This is a genomic window from Barnesiella sp. ET7 (assembly GCF_024733785.1).
Taxonomy (GTDB): Bacteria; Bacteroidota; Bacteroidia; order Bacteroidales; family Barnesiellaceae; genus Barnesiella; species Barnesiella merdigallinarum.
In genome coordinates this window covers 46,379-70,170 of sequence record NZ_JANRHM010000009.1, presented here as the reverse complement: position 1 = coordinate 70,170, position 23,792 = coordinate 46,379, and the positions used below count along the sequence as shown (strand labels likewise).

16 protein-coding genes are annotated in these 23,792 nt (G+C 52.5%); 8 read left to right on the top strand and 8 right to left on the bottom strand.

Translation table 11 applies throughout. The annotated features are described in order from the left end of the window. Positions 1 to 47 precede the first annotated feature (47 nt). From gcvPB to lon, 7 genes are all read right to left on the bottom strand, one after another. Positions 48 to 1,505 (bottom strand): aminomethyl-transferring glycine dehydrogenase subunit GcvPB, encoded by a 1,458-nt coding sequence (gene gcvPB, locus NW211_RS07500; RefSeq protein ID WP_258327449.1) that lies wholly within the window; start codon positions 1,503 to 1,505, stop codon positions 48 to 50. Between the two features lie 3 nt (positions 1,506 to 1,508). Then, positions 1,509 to 2,837: an aminomethyl-transferring glycine dehydrogenase subunit GcvPA gene (gene gcvPA, locus NW211_RS07495; RefSeq protein ID WP_087407348.1), complete on the bottom strand. Its 1,329-nt coding sequence runs from the start codon at positions 2,835 to 2,837 to the stop codon at positions 1,509 to 1,511. 21 nt (positions 2,838 to 2,858) lie between these two features. Next, on the bottom strand, positions 2,859 to 3,236 hold the full coding sequence (gene gcvH, locus NW211_RS07490; RefSeq protein ID WP_087407349.1) for a glycine cleavage system protein GcvH: 378 nt from the start codon (positions 3,234 to 3,236) through the stop codon (positions 2,859 to 2,861). A gap of 30 nt (positions 3,237 to 3,266) precedes the next feature. Next, entirely contained in the window at positions 3,267 to 4,361 is a 1,095-nt protein-coding gene (gcvT, locus tag NW211_RS07485) for a glycine cleavage system aminomethyltransferase GcvT (RefSeq protein ID WP_087407350.1), read from the bottom strand. 28 nt (positions 4,362 to 4,389) lie between these two features. Continuing rightward, positions 4,390 to 5,367, bottom strand: a complete 978-nt coding sequence (locus tag NW211_RS07480) for a lipoate--protein ligase (protein ID WP_258327448.1) — start codon at positions 5,365 to 5,367, stop codon at positions 4,390 to 4,392. Between the two features lie 261 nt (positions 5,368 to 5,628). Beyond that, positions 5,629 to 6,693 carry a D-2-hydroxyacid dehydrogenase gene (locus tag NW211_RS07475; protein ID WP_258327447.1) on the bottom strand — a complete coding sequence of 355 codons (1,065 nt, stop codon included), beginning with the start codon at positions 6,691 to 6,693 and terminating at the stop codon, positions 5,629 to 5,631. Positions 6,694 to 6,703: 10 nt separating this feature from the next. Then, positions 6,704 to 9,178, bottom strand: a complete 2,475-nt coding sequence (gene lon, locus NW211_RS07470) for an endopeptidase La (protein ID WP_375379582.1) — start codon at positions 9,176 to 9,178, stop codon at positions 6,704 to 6,706. A 157-nt stretch (positions 9,179 to 9,335) separates the two neighbouring features. Between lon and NW211_RS07465 the strand changes: the two genes are divergently transcribed. From NW211_RS07465 to NW211_RS07450, 4 genes are all read left to right on the top strand, one after another. Further along, positions 9,336 to 10,049 (top strand): tRNA1(Val) (adenine(37)-N6)-methyltransferase, encoded by a 714-nt coding sequence (locus tag NW211_RS07465; RefSeq protein WP_258327445.1) that lies wholly within the window; start codon positions 9,336 to 9,338, stop codon positions 10,047 to 10,049. Between the two features lie 79 nt (positions 10,050 to 10,128). After that, positions 10,129 to 10,686, top strand: a complete 558-nt coding sequence (locus NW211_RS07460; protein ID WP_241147778.1) for an HdeD family acid-resistance protein — start codon at positions 10,129 to 10,131, stop codon at positions 10,684 to 10,686. Positions 10,687 to 10,953: 267 nt separating this feature from the next. Next, positions 10,954 to 12,357 (top strand): hypothetical protein, encoded by a 1,404-nt coding sequence (locus tag NW211_RS07455; protein ID WP_258327444.1) that lies wholly within the window; start codon positions 10,954 to 10,956, stop codon positions 12,355 to 12,357. Between the two features lie 30 nt (positions 12,358 to 12,387). After that, entirely contained in the window at positions 12,388 to 14,019 is a 1,632-nt protein-coding gene (locus NW211_RS07450; RefSeq protein ID WP_258327443.1) for an OmpP1/FadL family transporter, read from the top strand. Between the two features lie 509 nt (positions 14,020 to 14,528). On the opposite strand, the gene NW211_RS07445 is transcribed toward NW211_RS07450, so the two are convergent. Further along, positions 14,529 to 15,095 (bottom strand): hypothetical protein, encoded by a 567-nt coding sequence (locus tag NW211_RS07445; protein WP_258327442.1) that lies wholly within the window; start codon positions 15,093 to 15,095, stop codon positions 14,529 to 14,531. 449 nt (positions 15,096 to 15,544) lie between these two features. On the opposite strand from NW211_RS07445, the gene NW211_RS07440 reads away from it, so the two are divergent. The 4 genes from NW211_RS07440 to NW211_RS07425 all read left to right on the top strand — a co-directional run bounded on the left by NW211_RS07440 (position 15,545) and on the right by NW211_RS07425 (position 23,631). Then, positions 15,545 to 17,563, top strand: a complete 2,019-nt coding sequence (locus NW211_RS07440; protein ID WP_258327441.1) for a tetratricopeptide repeat protein — start codon at positions 15,545 to 15,547, stop codon at positions 17,561 to 17,563. 8 nt (positions 17,564 to 17,571) lie between these two features. Then, positions 17,572 to 20,220, top strand: a complete 2,649-nt coding sequence (locus NW211_RS07435; RefSeq protein WP_258327440.1) for an AsmA-like C-terminal region-containing protein — start codon at positions 17,572 to 17,574, stop codon at positions 20,218 to 20,220. 388 nt (positions 20,221 to 20,608) lie between these two features. After that, a complete protein-coding gene (locus NW211_RS07430) occupies positions 20,609 to 21,943 on the top strand; it encodes an alpha-L-fucosidase (protein WP_258327439.1) in 1,335 nt (444 codons plus the stop codon). A gap of 29 nt (positions 21,944 to 21,972) precedes the next feature. After that, on the top strand, positions 21,973 to 23,631 hold the full coding sequence (locus tag NW211_RS07425) for a hypothetical protein (RefSeq protein WP_258327438.1): 1,659 nt from the start codon (positions 21,973 to 21,975) through the stop codon (positions 23,629 to 23,631). Positions 23,632 to 23,792: the final 161 nt, after the last annotated feature.

Here is a 23,792-nt window from a genome sequence, read left to right as displayed (position 1 = left end):
GAGGGGAAAGCGCAGGGCGCCTTCCCGGTCTCCGTAAAGGTGAGGTTTTAATAATTCAAATCTTTGAAGCGCAAGATGGGGTTCTTGGCTGCGGTCGTCTCGTCGAGTCGGCGTACGGGTGTCACGTGCGGAGCGCTCTTCACCATTTCGGGGTCGTCGATGGCTTCGCGGGCCACGGTGCGCATGGCTTCGATAAACTCGTCGAGCGTCTCTTTCGACTCCGTCTCGGTAGGCTCGATCATAATCGACTGATGGAACAGCAGCGGGAAGTAGATGGTAGGCGCATGGTATCCATAGTCGAGCAGACGTTTGGCCACGTCGAGTGTAGTGACGCCGGTCGACTTGTCGAGCAGGCCGTCGAATACGAACTCGTGCTTGCAGATGCCCTCGATGGGGAGGTAGTAGCAATCTTTCAACGACTCTTTCACGTAGTTGGCGTTGAGTGTGGCCAGTTCGCCCACATGTTTGATATGCTCCTTACCCAGCGATAGGATATAGGCGTAGGCCCGCATCATCACCCCGAAGTTGCCGAAGAAACCCGATACGCTGCCCAGGCTGTCGGCACCCCCTTCGACGGCGTAACGGTCGCCGTGTTTCACCACGCGGGGACGGGGCAGATAGTCGACCAGGGCGGCAGCCACACCTACGGGGCCGCTACCGGGACCACCACCGCCGTGCGGGGTAGAGAAGGTCTTGTGCAGGTTGATGTGCATGATGTCGAAGCCCATGTCGCCGGGACGGCAACGGCCCAGCAGCGGGTTGAGGTTGGCTCCGTCGTAGTAGAGCAGACCGCCGCATCCGTGTACCAGCTTGGCAATCTGGGGAATCTCTTTCTCGAAGATACCCAGCGTGTTGGGGTTGGTCATCATGATACCGGCAATCGTGTCGTCGAGCAGCGGTTCGAGCTTGGCCACGTCGATGGTTCCTTCGGGGGTCGAGGGCACCTCGACAATCTCCAGGCCGCACACGGCCGCACTGGCCGGGTTGGTGCCGTGGGCACTGTCGGGTACGATGACCTTGGTACGTTTCAGGTCGCCCCGTTTGATGTGGTACTGACGCATGAGCATCAGACCGGTCAGCTCGCCGTGAGCACCGGCAAAGGGGTTGAGCGTGAATTCGGCCAGACCCGAAATCTCGGCCAATGCCTGGGCCAACTCGTAGTAGAGCCGCAGGGCACCCTGTACCGACTCTTCGCTCTGCCGCGGGTGCAGCGTGGTGAAGGCCGGCATCGCAGCCATCTCTTCGTTTATCTTGGGGTTGTACTTCATGGTGCAGGAGCCCAGCGGATAGAAGCCGGTCTCGACACCGAAGTTCTTGTTCGATACGTTGGTATAGTGGCGCACTACGTCGAGTTCGCTCACTTCGGGCAATTCGGCCGGAGTCTCTCTCCGCAGTGTCTGGGGCAGGTCGGCCAGCGAATAGTTGCCGAAATCGGATTGGGGCAGGGAGTAGCCTACGCGTCCCGGTTTTGAAATTTCGAATATCAGTTTGTTGTAATACTTCATGGCTTATCCCTCCTGTTCGATTAGTGAAACCAAATTGTCAATCTCTTCGCGGGTGCGTTTTTCGGTTACGCAGAAGAGTATCGTGTCGTCGGTTCCTTCGACGGGGATACCGGCCAGGAAGCCTTTCTCTTCGAGATGTTTCATCAGCGTCTCCCGGTTCAGGGTGGTGCGTACGGCGAACTCTTTCAGGAAGGGTTTGTCGAAGCAGAGCGAGAATTTGCCCGTAGCCAGCAGCTTGTCGCACAGGTAGTGTGCCCCGGCATAGGATTTCTCGTTGACCTCCTGCAAACCGCGTTTGCCCATGAGAGCCATGTAGATGGTGACATACAGCGCCATGAGCGACTGGTTGGAGCAGATGTTGCTGTTGGCCTTCTGCCGGCGGATGTGCTGCTCGCGAGCCTGCAGGGTGAGTACGAAAGCCCGTTTGCCGTCGACATCCTTCGTAGCGCCTACGATACGGCCCGGCAATTTGCGCACCAGGTCGCGCGAGGCGGCCAGATAACCCACGTAGGGACCGCCGAAGTTCAACGGCATGCCCAGCGACTGACCGTCGCCGCAGGCAATATCGGCACCCCATTCGCCGGGCGTCTTCAACACGGCCATGGCCGAGGGGTCGGCGTTGACGATAAAGAGAGTCTTGTGGGCGTGCGTGCTCTCGGCAAAGCCGGTGAAGTCCTCGATGATGCCGTAGCGGTTGGGGGTGCTCACGATGACACCGGCCACGTCGTTGGCCTCGAGCATCTGTTCCATGGCGGCCTTGTCGGTCACGCCATCATTCTCGGGAATATAGTCGAGCGTCACGCCGTGGAAACGGGCGTAGGTCTCTACGACGGCAATCACCCGTTCGCTCACCGTGCGCGAGATAATTACCTTGTTGCGTTTCTTGGCATGGGCGATGGCCATGAGCATGGCCTCGGCCGTAGCGGTGGCGCCGTCGTACATCGAGGCGTTGCAGCACTCCATGCCGGTGAGTTCGCACATCATGCTTTGGAACTCGAAGATGTATTGCAGGGTTCCCTGCGAAATCTCGGGCTGGTAGGGGGTGTAGGCCGTGAGGTACTCCGAGCGGGCGATGAGCTGTCCGATGACCGAGGGAGAGTAGTGGTCATAGGCTCCGCCGCCGGCAAAGACGGTGAGCGGGTGGTTCAGGTTGCCCAGCTCCTTGAAATAGTTACGTACCTCGTCTTCCGACATCGACTTCTTCAGGTTGTAGTCTTTGTCGAAGCGAATGCTTTCGGGGATTTCGGCGTAGAGATCGTCGAGCGACGCGACGCCTATCCGCTCCAGCATTTCGGCAATATCCGATTCGGTATGCGGGAAATATTTGTACATGTACTTATCCTCCTCCGTCGATTATTCGCAAATAGCTTTGTAGGCCTCGGCGTCCATCAGGTTTTTCAACTCTTCGGGGTCGCTTATCGTTACCTTGCAGATCCAGTTGTTGAAAGCATCTTCGTTCAACAGTTCGGGCTTGTCTTCCAGCGCTTCGTTAATCTCTACGACGGTTCCGCTGATGGGCGACAGCAGGTCGCTGGCAGCTTTCACACTCTCGACGGCTCCGAACTCTTCGCCCTGGTTCAGCTCATCGTCTACCTCGGGCAGGTCTACGTATACTACGCTACCCAGTTGGTGTTGGGCATAGTCGGTGATACCGATGTAGCCGAATTCGCCTTCAACTTTTAACCACTCGTGTGATTCGGAATAATAAAGTCCGTCCAATACTGTACTCATAATCTTGTTATTTTTAGGTTTGTCAATAAATCATTTTTTATAGTTCTTTTCGTAGAAGCGTTTCTTGACGACCGTTCCCTTGAAGAATTTCTTGCGGATGTGAATCTCTACCTCGGTACCCAGGGCGGCGTAGGCGCTGTCGATAAGGGCCATGCACACGCTCTTGCCGGTAGATATGGAGTTGTAGCCGGTTGTGACGTGGCCTATCACCTTGCCGTCGGCATAGACTTCGTAGCCGCTGCGGGGGATAGCCTTGTCGGCCAGTTCGATGCCCACGATTTTGCGTTTGGCACCTTCGGCCTTCTGGCGGGCGATAGCCTCTTTGCCGATGAAATCGTCCTTGTCGAGTTTGACAAACATGCCCAGGCCGGCCTCGATGGGGGTGATGTCTTTTTCGAGTTCGTGACCGTAGAGCGGCAGTCCTACCTCGAAGCGCAGCGTGTCGCGGCAACCCAGTCCGCAGGGCAGTACCTGTTTCGAACCTACCAGCACATCCCATACCTTGTTGATGAAGGCGTGGCTGCCGTAAATCTCGAAACCGTCTTCGCCGGTATAGCCCGTGCGCGAAACGATGATGGTTTCGCCGTCGCACTCAATCTCCTTGCAGGTGTAGAACTGCAGATCCTTTACCTCGAGGTGCAGCAGTTCTTCGATGCAGGCTTCGGCTTTGGGCCCCTGCACGGCCACTTCGCCGTAGTAGTCCGACAGGTTTTCGATATTCAGGTTGTAGCCGGCGCTGTGCTCGACAATCCACTGGTAATCCTTGGCAATGTTCGAGGCGTTTACCACGAGGAAGAAGCGCTCGTCGCCCATCTTGTAGACCAGCAGGTCGTCGACGGTACCGCCGTCGGGGTAGAGAAGCATGCCGTAGAAGATTTTCCCGGGCTCGGCACCCCGTATGTTGTTGGTGAAAATGTAATTGATGTAGCGCTCGCTGTCGGGGCCGGTAATGAGTATCTCGCCCATGTGCGACACATCGAATATGCCGGCGGCGTGGCGTACGGCATTGTGCTCCTCGATAATCGAGGTGTATTCAATAGGCATGTCAAATCCGCCGAAAGGCATCATCTTGGCACCCAGATCGAGGTGTTTCTGATGCAGGCACGTTTTTAAAATATCTTCCATAGTCAACAGGTGTTTTTTATGATAAAATCTATTTCTGCTCGTTGAATAAAATATGGGTAAAGGCCGCCCGGTCGAGCCGGTGTATGTAGCGCTCGATGGGGGTATCGTCGAGCACCCGGTCGAAGGCTTCGCGGGTGAAGGGCACCTCGCGGAAGCGGTCGAGGAACTCGTCGATTTCGCCTATCGGGAAGTAGTCGCCCATGAGGTTCAGCGCCTTGACGATGCCGTTTTTGATTTCGATACGGGCCTCTATCTCACCGGCCGAGCCGTAGCCGCGGCGCACCAGCGTGTAGCGCGGGTTGTTACCCAGAATCCACTCCTCTTTCAGGTACTCCTTTTCGATTTCGCCGATGCGGGTGATGTCGTCGGGGGTAAGGCACTCCTCGCTGTCGCAGAGCGACGTGCGCATGAAGCGTTTGAACTCCTTGATGTCGATGTCGAGATACTCCTTGAGGTTGGTCACCCGCTTGCGCACCGACTCCACCCCCTTGGTGATGAGCTTCTCGTTGCTGGGGGTAATGGAGAGAACCAGGTCTTCGAGGTTGGTGTCGAAGAGCATGGTGCCGTGTACGATGCTGCGGCCTCCCACGCGGTAGAACGCGTTGCCCGACACCTTCTTGCCGTCGACGGTGATGTCGTTGCGTCCCGAAGCCAAGGCCTGCACGCCCAGTTTGTTCAGGGTGCGGGCGATGAGTTGCAGGTAGCGGTCGAAGGTGAAACTGACGTTGAAGTCGTCGGTGATGTAGGAGAACATGATGTTGCTGAAGTCGGCATAGACGCAGCCTCCGCCCGATTTGCGGCGATAGTACTGGATGCCGTGCGAGCGAACGTAGTCCATGTTTATTTCATTCTCCATCAACTGGTTACGGCCAAAAATAACGGTAGGATTTACCTGCCACATGAAGAAGCAATCTTCGCCGCTTCGCGTACGGGCTATGTATTCTTCCATAGCCAGGTAGAACGACAGGCGGCGCACTGTTTGGTCCGGCAGGGCGATATATCTCATAGGTATCAGGTCAACAGCGTTTGTACCTTACAAATTTATATATTCTTTTGTAAAGGACGATAAATTGTCTCGAATTTTTCTTGAATTTTCTTGTTGCCCCGGTTTGGATGCTTTCAAATTGTACAAGAGTCGAACAGCGGTAGTCTTGTGAGTGTGTGGCGGTTTGGTCCTGTTGGCTCGTGTGTACGGACAAGCAGGTATGCAAAAAGCCCGCGGCTCACATGGGGGTGAGTAGCGGGCCTTTTATCTTGTTCGGACCGATTAGCGGTTTACCTGGTTGACGATGTTCCCGGCGATGTATTGGCGTATGTTGTCGGCAGCAATCTGCATCAACCGCTCGCGGGCCTCGAGGGTGGCCCAGGCAATGTGCGGGGTGATGTAGCAGTTGCGGGCAGCAACGAGCGGGTTGTCGGGCCGCGGCGGCTCCTGCGACAGAACGTCGACTCCGGCGGCCTTGATGCGGCCGCAGTTCAGGGCTTCGGCCAGGTCGTGCTCGTTGACCAGCGGACCGCGCCCCGTGTTGATGACGATAGCCGTCGGTTTCATGCGGGCGATGGCGTCGGCATTGACGAGGTTGCGGGTCGAGTCGGTGAGAGGGCAGTGCAGCGTGATGACGTCGCTCTCGGCCAACAGGGTTTCCCAGTCGACGGGGGTGACGTAGTCGGGCAGGGCTTCGCGGCTCTTGGAGGTCTTGGCCAGTACCTTCATGCCGAATGCGTGGGCGATGCGGGCCACGGCACTGCCAATGTGTCCGAACCCGACGATGCCGATGGCCTTGCCGGCCAGCTCGAATACCGGGCTCTTCAGGTAGCAGAAGTCTTTGCAGCGGGCCCAGTCGCCGGCCTTTACGCTCTGCGAGTGGGTAGCCACGTCGCTGGCTATGTTGAGGATATGGGCAAATACCATTTGAGCCACCGAGTCGGTACTGTACGACGGTATGTTGGTGACTACGATACCGCGCTCTTTGGCGGCCTCGATGTCGACGATATTGTATCCCGTAGCCAACACCCCGATGTAGCGCAGCCGGGGCAACTTGTCCAAGGTCGCGGCACTGAGCGGTGTCTTGTTGGTGAGCACGATGTCGGCTTCGGCGGCCCGTTCCACAATCTCGTCGACCGCAGTGCGGTCGTAGACGGTGAAGTGGCCCAACGCTTCAATCTTTTCCCACGACAGGTCGCCGGGGTTCAGTCCGTAGCCGTCGAGCGCCACGATGCGGTGTGCCGGGCGACGCTCTTCGGGAGTCTTTTCGGCCGTACGTTTCAGTTCGTCCCACGAGACTTCGCCCTCCTTTACTTTATATCCTTCGGTTATTTTCCACTCTTTCATACTGTAATCCTTATTTAATCTCTATGGCATTTTTTACCTTCTCGTCGGTGAGGGCAATCTTCAACACCTCTTCGATATTCTTCACGTAGTGGAAGGTGAGCCCTTTCAGGTAGGTATCCTTAATCTCTTCGATGTCTTTGCGGTTCTCCTCCGAGAGGATAATATCGCGTATGCCGGCTCGTTTGGCTGCCAGAATCTTCTCCTTGATACCGCCCACGGGCAGCACTTTGCCCCGCAGGGTAATCTCGCCCGTCATGGCCAAGTGGTCTTTCACCTTACGCTGGGTGAAAGTCGAGGCCAGCGAGGTGACCATGGTGATACCGGCCGAGGGTCCGTCTTTGGGGATGGCGCCTTCGGGTACGTGGATGTGCACGGCCCACTTGTCGAATACATCTTCGTCGATACCCAGCAGCGAGGCGTGCGACTTGATGTATTGCAGGGCAATGACAGCCGACTCCTTCATCACGTCGCCCAGGTTGCCGGTGAGGGTGAGTTTCTCGCCCTTCGATTTGCTCAGGCTCGACTCTACGAAGAGTATTTCGCCGCCTACCGCCGTCCAGGCCAGACCGGTTACGACACCGGCGTAGTCGTTGTTCTCGTATTTGTCGCGGTTGTACTCCTGAGCCCCCAGATACTCGTGCAGGTCGTCGAGTGTGAGGGTGTGGTTGTACTCCTTGCCCGAGGCCTTCATGCGGGCGATTTTCCGCATGATGCGGGCTATCTTCTTGTCGAGCTCGCGCACGCCCGACTCGCGGGTGTACTGGTCGACGATGGCAGCCATCACCTTTTTGGGGATGACTACGTCGCCCTCTTTCAACCCGTGGTTCTCGAGTTGCTTGGGTACCAGGTGCCGGCGGCCGATTTCGACCTTCTCCTCGAGTATGTATCCGCTGATGTCGATCAGCTCCATACGGTCGAGCAGGGGCTGCGATATGGTGTTGAGATTGTTGGCCGTAGCGATGAACAGAATCTTCGACAGGTCGTAGTCGATGTCGATGTAGTTGTCGTGGAAGGCGTTGTTCTGTTCGGGGTCGAGTACCTCGAGCAGAGCCGAAGCCGGGTCGCCCTTGAAGTCGTTACCTATCTTGTCGATTTCGTCGAGCACGAATACCGGGTTGGAGCTCTTCGCCTTGATGAGTCCCTGGATAATACGGCCCGGCATGGCCCCGATGTAGGTGCGCCGGTGACCCCGTATCTCGGCCTCGTCGTGCAGACCGCCCAACGAGATGCGTATATACTTGCGGTTCAGTGCCTCGGCTATGGATTTACCCAGCGAGGTCTTGCCCACGCCCGGAGGTCCGTAGAGGCAGATGATGGGCGATTTCATGTCGCCCCGCAGCTTCAGCACGGCCAGATGTTCGATGATGCGCTCTTTCACCTTGTCGAGACCGTAGTGGTCCTTGTCGAGCTGTTTCTGCACGTGGTTCAGGTTGAAGTTGTCTTGCGTGTACTCGTTCCACGGCAACTCGAGCAGCGTGTCGAGGTAGGTATACTGCACCGAGAAGTCGGGCGATTGCGGGTGCAGCCGCTCGAGCTTGCGCATCTCTTTCTCGAAAATCTCGGCCGTCTTGGCATCCCATTTCTTCTTTTCGGCCCGTTCGCGCAACTCCTGTATGTCCTGGTCCTGCATGTTGCCGCCCAGCTCCTCCTGGATAGTACGTATCTGCTGTTGCAGGAAGTGTTCCCGTTGTTGCTGGTTCAGGTCCTCGCGGGTTTTGGACTGGATGTCGGCCTTGATTTGCAGCAGTTGCGCCTCTTGGGTGAGCATCTCGTAGAGCTTGAAGAGGCGGGCCTTCATGTTGTCGATACCCAGCAGTTCCTGTTTTTGAGCAGCTGTCAGCGGGATATTGGCTCCCAGGAAGTTAATGAGGTAGTGGGCATTGTCGATATTTCGAATGGCAAAAATCAACTCTTTGGCCTGCTCGCCGATGTTTTTCAGCAAGTCGAAGGTCAGGTCTTTCATGGCCGATACCAACGCTTCAAACTCCTTGTCGTCGGGTTCGGGCATGATTTCGTCGAGTAGCGACACATTGGCACGCATGTAGGGGAAGGTCTCGGTCACTTCGTCGATTTTGAAGCGCTTCATCTTACCCTGCAGAATCACGGTCGTGCTGTCGTCGGGCATCTCCAGTATCTTGATGATTTCGCCGATTACACCCACCTCGTACAGGTCGTCGCGCCCCGGGTCTTCAACGGCTGCATTGCGCTGACATACCACGCCGATGGGGGTATGGTTGTTCTGAGCATCCTTGACCAGTTGCAGCGACTTGGGGCGGCCTACGTTCACCGGGATGGCTACTCCCGGGAACAATACCATGTTGCGCAAGGCGAGAATAGGCAATCCTTTGGTGTCTAACGTCTTGCATTCCGAATCGTTTTGTCCGGATATTTCGGTAAACAGTGGCATAATCGAAGGTGTATTTTCGTCGTTTTCGCAGATCATAAACTTGTTCTTATTCTTAGGTGTTTGGTTCCATATTGACATTTTGGCAGGTAGCCATACTTCTGTTGCAAGCATAGTCTTCCCCTGTCTCTTATTTTATGTTATCCTGCAACAGGCGTGCCAAAGTTACGCAAATAAGAGGGCATTGTCGAAATTATTATGTTTTTTTGTTTATTTTGCATGCCCAAAGCAAAGCAATATGGCAAATTCTTTTTTCAAATTCAAGCAGTTTACGATTTATCAGGAGCGTGCCGCCATGCGGGTAGGTACCGATGGGGTGTTGCTCGGGGCCTGGTGTCGCATCGGAGAGGCCAAGCGCATTCTCGACGTGGGGACCGGCACCGGGCTGATAGCTCTCATGGCGGCTCAACGCTCGGCGGCTTGTATCGACGCCGTCGAGCTGGATTTCGGGGCTGCCTGCGATGCGGCTCTGAATGCGGGACTGTCGCCCTGGAGCGACCGTGTCACAATCTATAAGGCCGATTTCGGTGATTGGTTCGGCCGATACACCCGGCCGCGGTACGACCATATTCTCTCCAATCCGCCCTATTTCGTGCAGTCGTTGTTGCCGCCCGACAGCCGTCGGGAGAGGGCCCGGCACACTGGTACGCTCGACTACGAGACTCTGTTCGAGGGGGCAGCTGCGCTGCTGTTGCCGGGCGGACGTGTGTCGCTTATCTCACCGGCCGATTTGGAGGAGCATCTCACCTTTGTGGCCCTGTTGCACGGCTTCTATCCGGCCCGGTTCACCTATGTGTCGGGTATCGCGGGGCGAGCACCCAAACGGTTGCTGTCGGAGTGGGGCAGGGCACGCCGGCCTTTGCAGACCCATGCCATGGCTATCGAACAGCGGGGTTCGGGCTACACAACAGACTATGTGTCGCTTACCCGTGATTTTTATCTGAAAATGTAAAACCCGGAACAAATGCGGTATCCCGACTGTTATAGTTGTAGTTTGTGTGAATCTATAATTTTAATTACAACTATTTGCTATGATGGATATTTCAACCATGTATTTCTGGGGCAAAACCAAATATTGGTGGGCCCTGATTGTAGTCGGGTTATTGATGATACCTTGCGGCTTGTGGCTTTGGTCGCAGCCGACACTGGGCTATGAAGTGCTCTCCATGCTGTTGGGATGGATGCTGATTTTGTTTGGTGTTGTGCAGCTCATTGTATCGAACAATGTAAAGCGTAAGGTGCGCGGCTGGGGCTGGTGGTTGGCCGGGGGTGTCATCGACATACTCATTGGTTTCATTTTGGTGGGGAATCTTTCGTTCAGCGAAACGGTGTTACCTTTCTTCTTTGCATTCATATTCCTGTACAAGGGTATTTCCAATCTGGCTTCGGCATTTGCCATGACCTCTACGCACCGGTACTGGTGGGTCTATCTCATCAACGGTCTGTTGCTGCTCGTTCTTGGATTCCTGTTTTTGTCGATGCCTTTCATGGCCACCTTCTCGATTGTCTTTTTATGTGCCGCAGCCTTCCTCTACTGGGGTATCACACTTATCCTTTTCGGCTATTCGTTACGGCCTAAGGCTCAATGACGGTTCCCGACAGGCTGTTTTGCATCGAGCGCTCGTCTCTATCGGAGGTGAGCGCTTTTTGTTTAAGTGCGTTAAATCCTTTTGTGGGTGTTTCTTATAAGCAGGAAAAGAGTATATTTGTAGAAAATTAAGAGAACTGTATGCAGTATTTATCGGCTTTTTAGTTTCTTTTAGTAGAAAGGCCGTTAAACTATTTTTTGAAAGAAAAGTCTAATGGATAAATTATAGAATCAATCAATAGAGTAATTAAACTAAGGAGAAGTGGTTATGAAAACAAGAAGATTTGCCCTGTTGATTATATTGCCGATGCTTGGGGTGAGCTTTGCCAGGGCAAGCTCGTATGTAATCGAAGATGATATTTATTATAATCCGAATGATAAGAATCCGATTGTAGAGCAAAAGGCAAAGGAGAAAGCTGCGCAGGCTGCCGCCGTCAGGGCAGCTTCGGATACGGTTGTGAAGAAGACGTTGGTGATGACTGCCGACAAACAGTTCTTCGATGTCGACGAGTACAATCGTCGAGGCAGTTCGGCTCCGGAGGTGACCCTCGATCAGTTGGCAGCCAATCAACAGGAAAATTATGTCGAGTATAATATTGTCGACGAGAATGGCGATGACGGTTACTACCTGAATGGTTTCAACGGATCGGCTTCGGACTATGAGTATGCCCTGCGTATTCGTCGGTTCCACAACCCCAAGTTTGTGGTGTCGGTAAGCGATCCCTTCTATTCCGATATTTATTTCCTCGACAATAACGACTGGAATGTCTACATTTCGGACAACTATGCTTGGGTAACTCCCACCTGGACGAATCCCTGGTACTGGGATTACATGTGGACACCCTATTCCTATACCAGTTGGTCGTGGCGCTGGAGTGTGGGCCCGTGGCGGTTTGGTTGGGGATATGATCCCTACTACTACGGTTGGGGCGGCTACTGGGGTGGCTATTGGGGATGGAACTCGTGGTACAGTCCCTATTTCCATCACCATCACTACTATTCGCCCTACTACTACCATCGTCCCTACTACGGGTGGAATGCTCCGGCACGTCCGCAATATACTCCCAACGGGCGTCAGCCCAATCGCTATGGCGGTAATATCGTATCGTCGGGCAATGGGGTGACGACTACCGGACGTCGGGCAACGGTGGGTACCGCTTCGACTTCGGCGTCGACTACGACCAGTCGCCGAGCAACGACCAGTGTTTCTTCATCGTCGAATGGCAGCAGTTCTGTAAATGGTGTTCGCACCAACCGGGGAACGGTCATCAGCAATAGCTCCAGCTCCAATTCGAATCGTGGGTATAGTTTCGGCTCTGCCAATACTTCTCGCCGAGGCACCAGTTCGTCGTCGAGCTCGGTATCGGTTCCGTCGACGACTCAAAGTCGCAGACAGACGACAATCAATACCCGTCCGAGCTCCTCGAGCAACAGCTATAACAGGGGTTACAACAGTGGTACTGTCGGTACCAGCCGACGGGGCAACAGCTCGAGCTCAAGCTCTTCGTTCAATCGCAACTCCTCGACTTCGGGGCGTTCCTCGAGCTTCTCGAGCGGATCGTCGAGCCGTCGCTCTTCGGGTAGCTATTCGGCGCCATCCTCTTCGTCGGGAAGAAGCAGCGGTACCTCTTCGCGGGGATCCAGTGGAGGAGGCCGTGGAGGTCGTAGATAAGCAAGACGTGAATCATCAAGTAAGAACAATATGAAAACGGTAAAATATGCTTTGGCTGGAGTTGCTCTTTGTAGCAGCTCCATGCTCTTTGGTCAAGGCGTGGTCGATGCCTTGAAATATTCACAACAAGATATACGAGGTACGGCCCGGTATATGGGCATGGCCGGAGCCTTCGGCGCATTAGGCGGCGATATAACGACCTTGGGCCAGAATCCGGCCGGTATCGGTGTCTATAGAAACTCCGACATTGCCGCCACCATCGACTTTTCGAATCAGGTGAGCACGGTGAATACTGCCGGTAATAACTACTCCGACAGTAAGTTCAAATTCTCGTGCAACAATTTCGGTTTTGTCTGGACCGTTCGTTTCAATCAGGAGGCCCTGAAGAATCTGAATTTCGGCTTTGCCTACAACAAGCAGAAGTCGTTCGACCGCTCATACAAAACCAGCTATGCCAATATCTCGGGTGCCAATTCGCTGTCGGGGTATATCGCCAAACTCTCCGATGGAATCTCGGTCGACAATCTGGCGTCGAGCAACAATTCCAGTTTCGACCCTTACGACAGCAGCCCCTGGCTCAATGTGCTGGGCTATCAGTCGTACCTGATTAACCCAAAGAGCTCAAATACCTGGAGCAGTGTCGTGGGTAGCGGGACTTCGGCTACCGGCGACCTGTATGTGCGGGAGAAAGGCTCGATTGACGAGTACAACTTCAACATCGGCGGTAATATCTACGATGTCTTCTACTGGGGTATCGGAGTTGCGGTTACCGACTTTTCGTATGACATACAGAGCGGATATGGCGAGAACTTTACCGGGGGCTATCTGCCCGACGATAACGGCTCGGTGAGCAGCGCCAATACCAATGGCTGGTATCTCATGCAGAATGCCTTGCACACCAACGGCTCGGGTATCAAGGCCAACTTGGGTGTGATTATGCGGGCAACCAATAACTTCCGGTTGGGTTTTGCTTTCCATACCCCCAACTATTACAAAATGACCGATACCTATTCGGCTGCCGTAAAATATAATTTCGACCGTAGCGGGACCTCGTATAACGATTTGGCCGAGACGCCTAACGGAAGTTACAGCTACGAGTTTGAGTCGCCTTGGCGCATGATTGCCAGTGCTGCCTACGTGTTTGGGCAGGGTGGTATTCTGAGTTTCGACTACGAGTATACGGCCAATAACAACATGTCGTTCGACGATCCCTATACAATTGACATGTTTTACAATACAAACAACGAAATTTCCGAGATGCTCTCTCCCGTGCATACTTTCAAGGTGGGTGGCGAATATCGCATTACTCCGCAGTTTAGTGCTCGGTTGGGCTATGCCTACCAAACGTCTCCTGTGAAATCGGAGTACAGGTCGGGACATGAGATTCCTACTGCCGGGACCCTGACCATGTTTACCCTCGACCGGGAGACCAACTACTTTACCGTAGGGCTTGGGTACCGTTTTGCCAATGTCTATGTCGATGTTGCCTATATGCACCGTTATCGTCGCAGCGAGCTTTTCCCCTTCTCTCCGCTGCCTTCGGGTTCCGACGACCTCTTCGATCCCGGTGTCATCAATCAGGCGTTGGCTATTTCGCCTCAAATATCAACGCTAACCGACCACAACAATTCGTTTGCCTTGACGATGGGAGTGAAGTTCTGACCGGCAGAAAAACAGTTTTTGAAAGGACGTTTCGTTTTGAAGCGTCCTTTCGTTTTTTTGAGGGTTAGCAATAAGTGTTTATACGAATCAATAGTCGAAAATCAACTAAAATTCAGGACCTGAAGAGGCTATATATCTATTTATTAACCATCAAAATATATCCCTTTTTCTTTAATGAGTAATAGAAATTCGTGTGGTTGTTATACGTTACATGAGACCAATTGCTATTAAACTTCGGAGGTAAAGAGAAAGATGTAGAATATGATGCGCCCGAGATTTCAATATGGATGAATATAGACTGTAAAGAATAGAAGAGCTGAAATATTCCCTCTAAATATTTCAAATTGATTAAAGGGAGAACCCTCCGGTCCGATACCGAAAGATTCTCCCTTTATTGTATTCTTAAACAGAAGTCTATATTCTTCAACGGCCCGTCCAGACGGGAACAATGCGTTGCATACGCTAAATGTCAGCACAAATAAGTTAAGTTCCAGAAACTTACTGACCAATTATCTCTCAAAGCCCACTATGATGGCACAAGCATCATTATAATCCAAAGAGTTTATGATTGAATCCTGTTCAACCTGTCCCAAGCGGTTGTAAAAAAGGGTGTCTATTTCCCAGCCTTTGTTTTTGAACAAAGCATCCAAAGAATCTTTCTTCTCTTTTAACAGACTTCTGTATAGTGACTTCATATCATAATTCTTATTTGTCGCTATTTGGAATGTGCCACTTTCCAATCTCATATTTATACGAGGCGCGGTAATTACGGAATCATTGAATACAAATCCCATTCGCTTGTCTACCAGCTGTTCTGTCGAATCGGACCACGCTTGCAATTTATGTTTACTTACATTTCCTATTATCACGCTTTTCCCAAAATAATCTTCGTCCAATCTCAAATCGGTAAATTCTTTTACCGTAATGATAGGAGTGGAAGCGATACTGTCTGTTTGTCCGTCTATAATGCGATACCAGCCGTTTTCACGATGATGGCCCGTGCCTTGATGACTACAACTTGTGGCAAAGAAAGTGATCAGCAGAAGAAGTCCAAATGCGTGTGTATTCATGTTCATATTATGTTTTCTTTTGTTTATCGCAAATATACGGATTATGTCCTATTTAGTTATAAGCAAAGGAATATATAATTTATTCCGTTGAGCATTGCTTAAACCATCTGCAAATCTGTAATATCCAATTCTCAGCCTTGCTCTCTAACTACAACAATAAAAAAGAACAGAGAGAATATAAAAAGGAAAAATCTATCGACTCGATGCCGAACGATTCTCCCTTTTTTCTTGTATTCTTCAACGAGCAGTATATACTCCACTTTCCCTTTGTGTTTAAAGGTCTGTGCAGTTCTGATTTATCGGACGGCAATAATTTTTTTATATAAAAAGAAATCGCTACCTTTGGATAGAAGGTCGTAGTTGGCAGGGTATGGACGAATGAAAAACGGAAGTCTCCCTTTGTCTCTCTGCCATTTATTACTTTTGAAAAAGAGTCGAAAAACAGAAATGCCCTCATGGACAAGCAGCCCACCATAGATACAACGAATAAAGAGTTTCAAGATGCCTTGAGCCTTATTCGCTATACGCATCAGTCGGTATTCCTTACCGGAAAAGCCGGCACAGGCAAGTCTACCTTTTTGAAGTATGTGTGCGAGCATGTGAAGAAGAAGCATGTTGTGCTGGCTCCTACGGGAGTGGCCGCCATCAATGTGGGCGGCAGCACCATCCATTCGTTTTTCAAGATGCCGTTCCGGCCCATGCTGCCCGACGATCCCGACTTGAGTCTGACCGGCGGTCGCATCTACGACCTGCTCAAGTACAACAAAAAGCAACGCCAGCTCTTGCGTGAGGTCGAGCTGATTATCATCGATGAAATTTCGATGGTGCGGGCCGATATGATCGATTTCATCGACCGGGTATTGCGCGTCTATTCGGGCAACATGCGCCTGCCGTTCGGTGGCAAGCAGTTGCTGCTGGTGGGCGACGTCTATCAGTTGGAGCCGGTGGTGACGGCCGACATGCGCGATATTCTGGGCCGCTTCTATCCCAATGCCTATTTCTTTTCGGCCCGGGTGTTCCACGAGATGGCCCTGGTGCCTATCGAGTTGCAGACGGTCTACCGCCAGCAGGACAGCCGCTTTGTCGAGATTCTGGACAAGATACGCAACAACACGGCTACTCGCGAAGAGCTCACAACACTGAACAGCCGCTATATACCGCAATACGATGGCAATCAGGATGATTTCTCGATTACCCTGGCAACCCGTCGCGACCAGGTCGACTATATCAACGAAAACCGGCTGGCTCGTCTGCCGGGCGAGGAGCATACTTTTCACGGTGAAATCAAAGGCGATTTCCCGGAAGGAAGTTTGCCCACGCTGCTCGATTTGGTCCTCAAGAAGGGGGCTCAGGTCATGTTTATCAAAAACGATCCCGAACGCCGGTGGGTGAATGGCACGATAGGCATCGTGTCGGACATTACCCCCGACGAGAAAATCGAGGTCGTGCTCGAGTCGGGCGAACTGTATGAGTTGGAGCGTTGTGTGTGGGAGAATATCAAGTATACCTATAACGAGAAAGAGAAGAGTATCGAGGAGAATGTGCTGGGTACTTTCGTGCAGTTTCCCATCCGGCTGGCCTGGGCCATTACGGTGCACAAGAGCCAGGGGTTGACCTTCAACAAGGTGGTTGTCGACTTTACCGGCGGAGCCTTTGCCGGCGGGCAGACTTATGTGGCGTTGAGCCGATGCAAGTCGTTGGAGGGGATTGTCCTGAAGAAGCCTATCATGCACCGCGACATCTTTGTCAACTCCGATATTGTGCGGTTCAGCCGGGAGTTCAACAACCCGGCGCTCATCGAGCAGTCGCTCAAGCTGGCCCAGGCCGACCGCCTGTATGCCGATACGGTGAAAGCCTTCGACGAAGGCGATTTCGACCTCATGCTGCAATCGTTTTTCAAAGCCATTCACACCCGGTACGACATTGAGAAGCCGGTAATCCAGCGCTATATCCGCCGCAAGTTGGATGTGATAAATCAGTTGAGGGCCCGGAATCGCGAATTGCAACAGGCTTTGGCCGATAAGGATGCGGTGCTGCGCCAATATGCCCGGGAGTACTATCTGCTGGGCAACGAGTGCATCACCAAAGCGAAGGATGTGCGGGCGGCTTTGGCCAACTTCGACAAGGCATTGTCGCTCGACCCGACGATGGTCGATGCCTGGGTGCGCAAGGGCATTACGCTCGAGGACAGCGGCGACGAGCACGAGGCCATGGCCTGTTACAACGAGGCCGTGCGGTTGAGCCCGCTCAACTTCAAGGCCCTCTACAACCGGGGCAAGTTGCGCTACAAGCAGGGCGATTACGACTCGGCACTCTCCGATTTTGCCAAGGCCGTGAAGCAGAAACCGGGCCATGCCACGGCACACGACCGCCTGGGCGATACCTTTATCAAACTCGATATGCCCGACATGGCTGCCCGCCACTGGGCCATAGCCGAGGAGCTGCGTGAGAAACGACAACAGAACAACCAATAATAGCGACCATGATGAACAAAAGTCTGAAAAAAGGTTTGAAAATTACCGGCATAACCCTGGCGGCAATTTTGGTATTGATGTTTGTCTTGCCCTTTGCTTTCCAAGACAAAGTGATGAACATTGTAAAGAAGGAGGCCAACGAGATGTTGAATGCCCGGCTCGACTTCGAGTCGCTTCACATCAGCCTCTTCTCGCATTTCCCCAGTGCCTCGATCGAGTTGAATGGGCTCTCCCTCTCGGGCGTAGGCGACTTCGAGGGCGATACGTTGGTATCGGCTCGCTCTATCGATGTGGCTGTCAATGTGATGAGCCTTTTCGGCGACGAGGGTTTCGATGTGAACTACATCGTGCTCGACCGGCCGTCCGTCAAGGCTGTGAAGCTGGCCGACGGGCGGGTAAACTGGGATATCATGAAACCCGATACCGTGGCCGAGGAGGATACGGTCGAGGAGGAGAGTTCGTCGGCTTTCAGGCTGAAACTGAAACACTTCAAGATTATCGATGCCACCCTTGTCTATCTGGACGATTCGACCCAGATGCAGTTCTATACCGACAAGTTGAACCTGAAACTCTCGGGCGACATGAGTGCCGACGTGACCGATATAGACAGCAAGCTCTCGTGCGAGAATATCTATTTTGCCATGGGCGGTGCCTCTTATCTGAAACAGGCCCGGGCCGAAGCCAAGTTGACGGTATCGGCCGATTTGAAGAACAGCAAGTTTACTTTGAAGGAAAATTCGTTGAGCCTCAATGCAATTACTTTGAACCTGGACGGTTGGGTGGCCATGCTCGACAACGGGGCCATGGATATGGACCTGAAGATAAACACGCCCGAAATCAACTTCAAAGAGATATTGTCGTTGATACCGGCCATCTACCAAAACAATTTCGACAAGTTGCGCACCACGGGCAACATGTCGCTCACAGCCTTTGCCAAGGGCCGCATGGTGGGTGATACGGTACCGCAATTCGGCCTTACGCTGGGTGTGAAAGATGCCACTTTCAGCTACGAAGGGATGCCTGCCTCGGTCAACGGTATTCAGATAGCCGCTACCGTGAGCAATCCCGGCGGTGTGTTGGACAAGACAATCATCGATTTGTCGGACTTCCGGCTCAATATGGCCGGCAATCCCTTCCAGGCTACGCTCTATGCCGCCACGCCCATCTCCGATTTGAATTTCAAGGCTACGGCTAAAGGTACGGTACATCTGGGTAAAGTCAAGGATATTTATCCGCTGGGCGACTCAATCAGTCTGAGCGGTATCGTTACTGCCGATTTGCGCCTGGCCGGACGCATGTCGGATATTGAAAAAGAGAACTACGAAAAGATACAGGGCGAAGGTACCTTCTCGATTGCCGACATGGACCTGACCATGAAGGGAATGCCTGCCGTAGCGGTGAAGAAGGCTCAAGCCTCGATTTCGGCCAAGGCCATGTCGCTCTCGCAACTTGATGTGAAGGTAGGGCAGAGCGACCTGCAGGCCCAAGGCTCACTCACCAACTATCTGGCTTATGTATTGAAGGACGAGACGATAAAGGGTACCCTAACGGTTACCTCGTCGCTGCTCGATTTGAACGAACTGATGGGCGAGAGCGAAACGACCGAAGAGCCGACGGCCGAGGCCGATACGACAGCCCTCTCGGCCATCGAGGTGCCCAAGAATATCGACATGACCCTGAACGCTTCGTTCAACAAGATTCTGTTCCAGAAGATGGTGCTCGAGCAGGTGAAGGGCAAACTGGTCGTAGCCGACGGGGCCGTGCGCATGACTCCGCTCAGCTTGAAAGCCTTCGGCGGTACGATGGTGGCCAACGGTACCTATTCGACGGCCCAGAACGCATTGCAGCCGCAAGTCAACTTCGACCTCGATATACAGAAAGCCTCGTTCGAGAAGACGTTCGATCAACTCGATATGGTGAAGCAGATTGTTCCCATATTTGCCAAAACGGGCGGAACCTATTCGGTTCAATTCGATTTGAAGTCGGCCCTCGACAGCCAGATGTCGCCCGACCTGAATACTTTGACGGCTCAAGGTGTTATCCAGTCGAACGATATACAGTTGCAGAATATCGAGGTGTTCAGCCAGTTGGCAACCCTGTTGAAGAACGACAAGTTGCGCAACATCGAGGCCAAGGATTTGAAAATCTCCTTTGCCATAGCCGACGGCAAGGTGAAGACTTCGCCTTTCGACATCAAGATGGGCAACATCACCATGAACCTCTCGGGTGTCACCGGGCTCGACCAGACTATCGACTACACGGCCAAAATCAATATTCCTGGAGCCGGCGCCTTGAGCAACGTATCGGCTACCATCGGGGGAACCTTTACGAAGCCTTCGATTAAGCTGAATACCGAGGAGGTGGTGAAGAATGTGGTGACCAGTACGGTCGCTTCGAAAGTGCTGGGTGTCGATGCTGAGGATGTGGAGGCCCAGAAGGCCGCTATTCGCAAACAGGCCGAGGATGTCGGAAACAAACTGATTGCAACCGCCCAGTCCGAGAGTGAGAAACTGGTGGAAAAAGCCTCGAATCCGTTGGCCAAGATAGCTGCTCAGGCAGCCGGCAAGAAGCTGGTCGAGGAGGCCGAGAAGCAGGCCCAGAACTTGAAGGAAGAGGCCGAGAAGCTAATCGAGAAACAGTACGGAAGCGGCAAGTAATCGATGTTGTAGCAGAGAATACAGAGGTACAATGTACCCGTAGCTGATATTCAGAAGAGGGGAACCCGATCGGTTATACCGACGGTTTCCCCTCTTCGCTGTATCTATACCCGGCCAAGGAGGAGTGAAGCGATTATGAATTAACAATGCTATATAAAATATAAATTGTATTTGCTTTATTCCGATGTGGATTTTACCTTTGTAAGGTTAAATATATAATATTATGAGACATATCTGTAAAAGATTAACATTAGCCTCGCTTGTCATAGGAATGACAAGTATGACTTTTTCTGTGAAATCGCAAGATTTTACGGAGCAAAACCTCTCGAATCCCGATAATATTCCGGCTCCTGTTTTTCCGGTACCTACCGAGAGACAATTAAACTGGATGGAGACCGAGTTTTATGGATTCTCGCATTATGGACCCAATACCTTTATGGGTACCGAGTGGGGAAATGATCGCCGGCCCAATCCTAAAGAGTATGCACCGCAGACGATTCCCGATTGCGACCAATGGGTAGAATCGATGCACGCTGCCGGTATGAAAGGGGCCGTGGTTATCTGCAAGCACCACGATGGTTTCTGTCTGTGGCCTACCGAGAGCACCGATTTCTGTGTGACGAACGGTGGCGGGGTAAGTGCGCAGGTCGATATTCCCAAACTCTTCTCCGAAGCCTGTAAAAAATATGGTATGAAATTCGGTGTATATCTGTCGCCGTGGGATGCCAGCAACGAATACTATGCCTCGAGCACCTATGTGACCGACGTGTTCTTGAAACAGATTACCGAGCTTTGTACCAATTACGGTGAATTGTTCGAAATCTGGTTCGACGGTGCCAACGGCGGTAGCGGTTACTATGGCGGATCTTACCTGACAACCCGTACAATCGACAAAAAGACCTATTACGATTGGGATAACCTCACGCAACGTATTCACGAAATGCAGCCCAATTGTGTCGTATGGGGACGTGAGTTCCGCTGGTGCGGTAACGAAGACGGTTATTCGGGCAAGACCTGCTGGTCCAATTTCGACGTAAACGCAGTCAATAGCGAAACCACCAATAATGTAGGTGCCGAAGACGGTCTGCTGTTCATGCCCTCTGAGGTCGATGTAAGAACGACGTCAAAGTGGTTCTGGACCTCGTCGGAACAAGCCAAGTCGGCCGAGCAACTCTTCAAAATCTATCTCGAGAGTGTAGGCCGCAATGCTACGCTGATTATGAACTGTGCCCCCAACAGCGACGGGAAAATGCCCGACAACGTACGCACGAGCCTCAGCGGTCTGGGTACATTGCTCACCGAGCGTTTGAGCAACGACATGGCCTTGCACGCCAATGTAACGGCCGAGCAGACCCGTACCCCGGGTAATTTTTCCGCTTCGAACATGACCGATGGCGACAAGACTACCTACTGGGCTACCAACGACGACGAAACTACGGGTACTTTCGTTATAGATTTGGGCGAGCTGAAAACGATTCACTACGTTACCCTGCAAGAGTATATCGCGCTGGGACAACGCGTAAAGGGCTTTACTATTGAAACCAGCCAGGACAACGGTTCGTGGGATTCGTTTGCTACCGGTACCACAATCGGTTACAAACGCATCATGGCCAAGAACGACGACACTACCTCGTATGGCAGTGGTACGCAGGCCCGTTATATCCGTGTGAAGATAACCGACAGCAAAGCCTGTCCGCTCATCAGTACCGTTTCGGTTTTCTAACAAATCAATCCTATCTAAAATTGTAAAAGATGAAAAGAATATATAAGAACCTCATTGGTGCCGTTTCGTTGCTTTGGGCATTTGGTGGATATGCCGAAACTACTTTGTGCCAGTTTGAGGAAGTTGATTACAGCGCAATCTCCACCTATGATTATTGGGACCAGTCTCCGTTCAATACCGGCTTGCTGACCGGTCAGATTGAGGTGGTAGACAACCCGGTATCCGACGATATAAACGGGTCGGCCAAGGTGCTGGCTTTCCAGCGTTCGCGATATGGCAGCCACTTGTACGGTGCCCGCATCGATTTGACTTCGCCTATTGCTTTGTCGCCCACACCGCAATACATCCATGTACTGATGTATAAACCTGTGGCCGGTCGTGTAGCTCTTGTCGGACTCGGTAAACGTAACGACTGGGCCGACCAGCCGGCTACGACCGTACAGTTTGTGACGGCTGCAACCAAGGAGATCGACGCCAACAAGTGGGTCGATGCCGTATTCAGTGTATATGGCAACGATGCTGCCGAGCTGCATAGCATTGTCATTGTGCCCGATGTAGATTCGCACCTGGCTACCGAAACCGATTACGTGGCCTATTTCGATGATATTCTCATCAACGACGATTCGCAACAGCGCTTTACGTTCGATCCCTATCCTTTGAACTTCGATGCCACGCAAGAGAAAACTCGTAATGACCGTGCTCTCGAGGGCCTTGCATTCTCGGGTGATATGGGCGCTTCGTATGAGTCGGATATCGCAAGCGAAAGAACCGTATATGTCGATAAGACTTCGGCCGATCCCATCGAATTGAAGGTGGGCGAGACCGTCAATGTAGAATTTACCTACACCGGTAGCTGGATGCACCGATATGTATACATCGATAAAGGCAATGACGGACGTTTCGATGTAGATATTCAGAACAATGTTCCTACCGCCAGCAGCGATTTGGTCGCCTATTCTTATTTGTCGGGCTATAACAGTACCGGTGCATCGGCTTCGAACGATACAAGCCTCGATCCTCCTGCATTTACGCTTGCTTCCGACATGGCGCCGGGCTTCTACCGTATCCGTTGCAAGGTCGACTGGGATAGCTCGGTGGCTGCCGGTAACCCGGCTTCCGACAACTCGGTTGTAGCCAATGGTGGTGGTATTGTCGATTACCTGGCCAATGTACACCGCGACAATGTGGCTTTGAATGTAGTAGCCAGAATGTGCGAAGTGACTGCCGCCGACGGTTCGGCTCTGCCTGCTGAGATTCCCTTTGGCGAAGACTTCTCGTTCAACATTGCCATGGACGACAACTACGACATTACCGGTCTCGAAATCAAGCACGGCTACAACCACGAGGGCGAAGAGTATCTGTTCGGTAACCGCCAGTGGAAAGTCGATAATATGGAGCTTAGCGAAGATGGCTTGATTACAATCCCGGCCGAATATATCGACGGCGATGTTGCCATCACAATCTTGTTCGAAAACAAATCGGTAGGTATCCAGGAGTCGGAGAATGACGGCTTGAGAGTGATTGCCGGTGAAAACCAAATCGAGCTGCTCAGCAACGAGGAGGTTGACTATTCGGTAGTTCATGTCAACGGCGCTTGCTATGCTACGGGCAAATTTGCCGGACGTGAAGTAATCGAGTTGCCGGCCGGTGTCTATTTTGTAAATGGTCAAAAGTGTATTGTACGTTAATCGGGTCGATTCGTACGAACATAGATTAAAGAAGAGGCCGCCTCGGGTTACGGGGTGGCCTCTTTCCGTATCGCCCGGCCGGTTTATATATGGGTGCGGTGTAGATGTCTCTCGGAGGTGAAGCCTGGGAATGATTGTTCCAAAATGCGGTATCGCTTTTC

Excerpts from the sequence above, each read along its gene's own strand:
- NW211_RS07455 (WP_258327444.1), top strand. The coding sequence starts at position 10,954 with ATGAAAACAAGAAGATTTGCCCTGTTGATTATATTGCCGATGCTTGGG.
- lon (WP_375379582.1), bottom strand. The coding sequence starts at position 9,178 with ATGTCAATATGGAACCAAACACCTAAGAATAAGAACAAGTTTATGATC.
- gcvPA (WP_087407348.1), bottom strand. The coding sequence starts at position 2,837 with ATGTACAAATATTTCCCGCATACCGAATCGGATATTGCCGAAATGCTG.
- gcvPB (WP_258327449.1), bottom strand. The coding sequence starts at position 1,505 with ATGAAGTATTACAACAAACTGATATTCGAAATTTCAAAACCGGGACGC.
- NW211_RS07435 (WP_258327440.1), top strand. The coding sequence starts at position 17,572 with ATGATGAACAAAAGTCTGAAAAAAGGTTTGAAAATTACCGGCATAACC.
- NW211_RS07460 (WP_241147778.1), top strand. The coding sequence starts at position 10,129 with ATGATGGATATTTCAACCATGTATTTCTGGGGCAAAACCAAATATTGG.
- NW211_RS07450 (WP_258327443.1), top strand. The coding sequence starts at position 12,388 with ATGAAAACGGTAAAATATGCTTTGGCTGGAGTTGCTCTTTGTAGCAGC.
- gcvT (WP_087407350.1), bottom strand. The coding sequence starts at position 4,361 with ATGGAAGATATTTTAAAAACGTGCCTGCATCAGAAACACCTCGATCTG.
- NW211_RS07425 (WP_258327438.1), top strand. The coding sequence starts at position 21,973 with ATGAAAAGAATATATAAGAACCTCATTGGTGCCGTTTCGTTGCTTTGG.
- NW211_RS07445 (WP_258327442.1), bottom strand. The coding sequence starts at position 15,095 with ATGAACATGAATACACACGCATTTGGACTTCTTCTGCTGATCACTTTC.
- NW211_RS07475 (WP_258327447.1), bottom strand. The coding sequence starts at position 6,693 with ATGAAAGAGTGGAAAATAACCGAAGGATATAAAGTAAAGGAGGGCGAA.
- gcvH (WP_087407349.1), bottom strand. The coding sequence starts at position 3,236 with ATGAGTACAGTATTGGACGGACTTTATTATTCCGAATCACACGAGTGG.
- NW211_RS07440 (WP_258327441.1), top strand. The coding sequence starts at position 15,545 with ATGGACAAGCAGCCCACCATAGATACAACGAATAAAGAGTTTCAAGAT.
- NW211_RS07430 (WP_258327439.1), top strand. The coding sequence starts at position 20,609 with ATGGAGACCGAGTTTTATGGATTCTCGCATTATGGACCCAATACCTTT.
- NW211_RS07465 (WP_258327445.1), top strand. The coding sequence starts at position 9,336 with ATGGCAAATTCTTTTTTCAAATTCAAGCAGTTTACGATTTATCAGGAG.
- NW211_RS07480 (WP_258327448.1), bottom strand. The coding sequence starts at position 5,367 with ATGAGATATATCGCCCTGCCGGACCAAACAGTGCGCCGCCTGTCGTTC.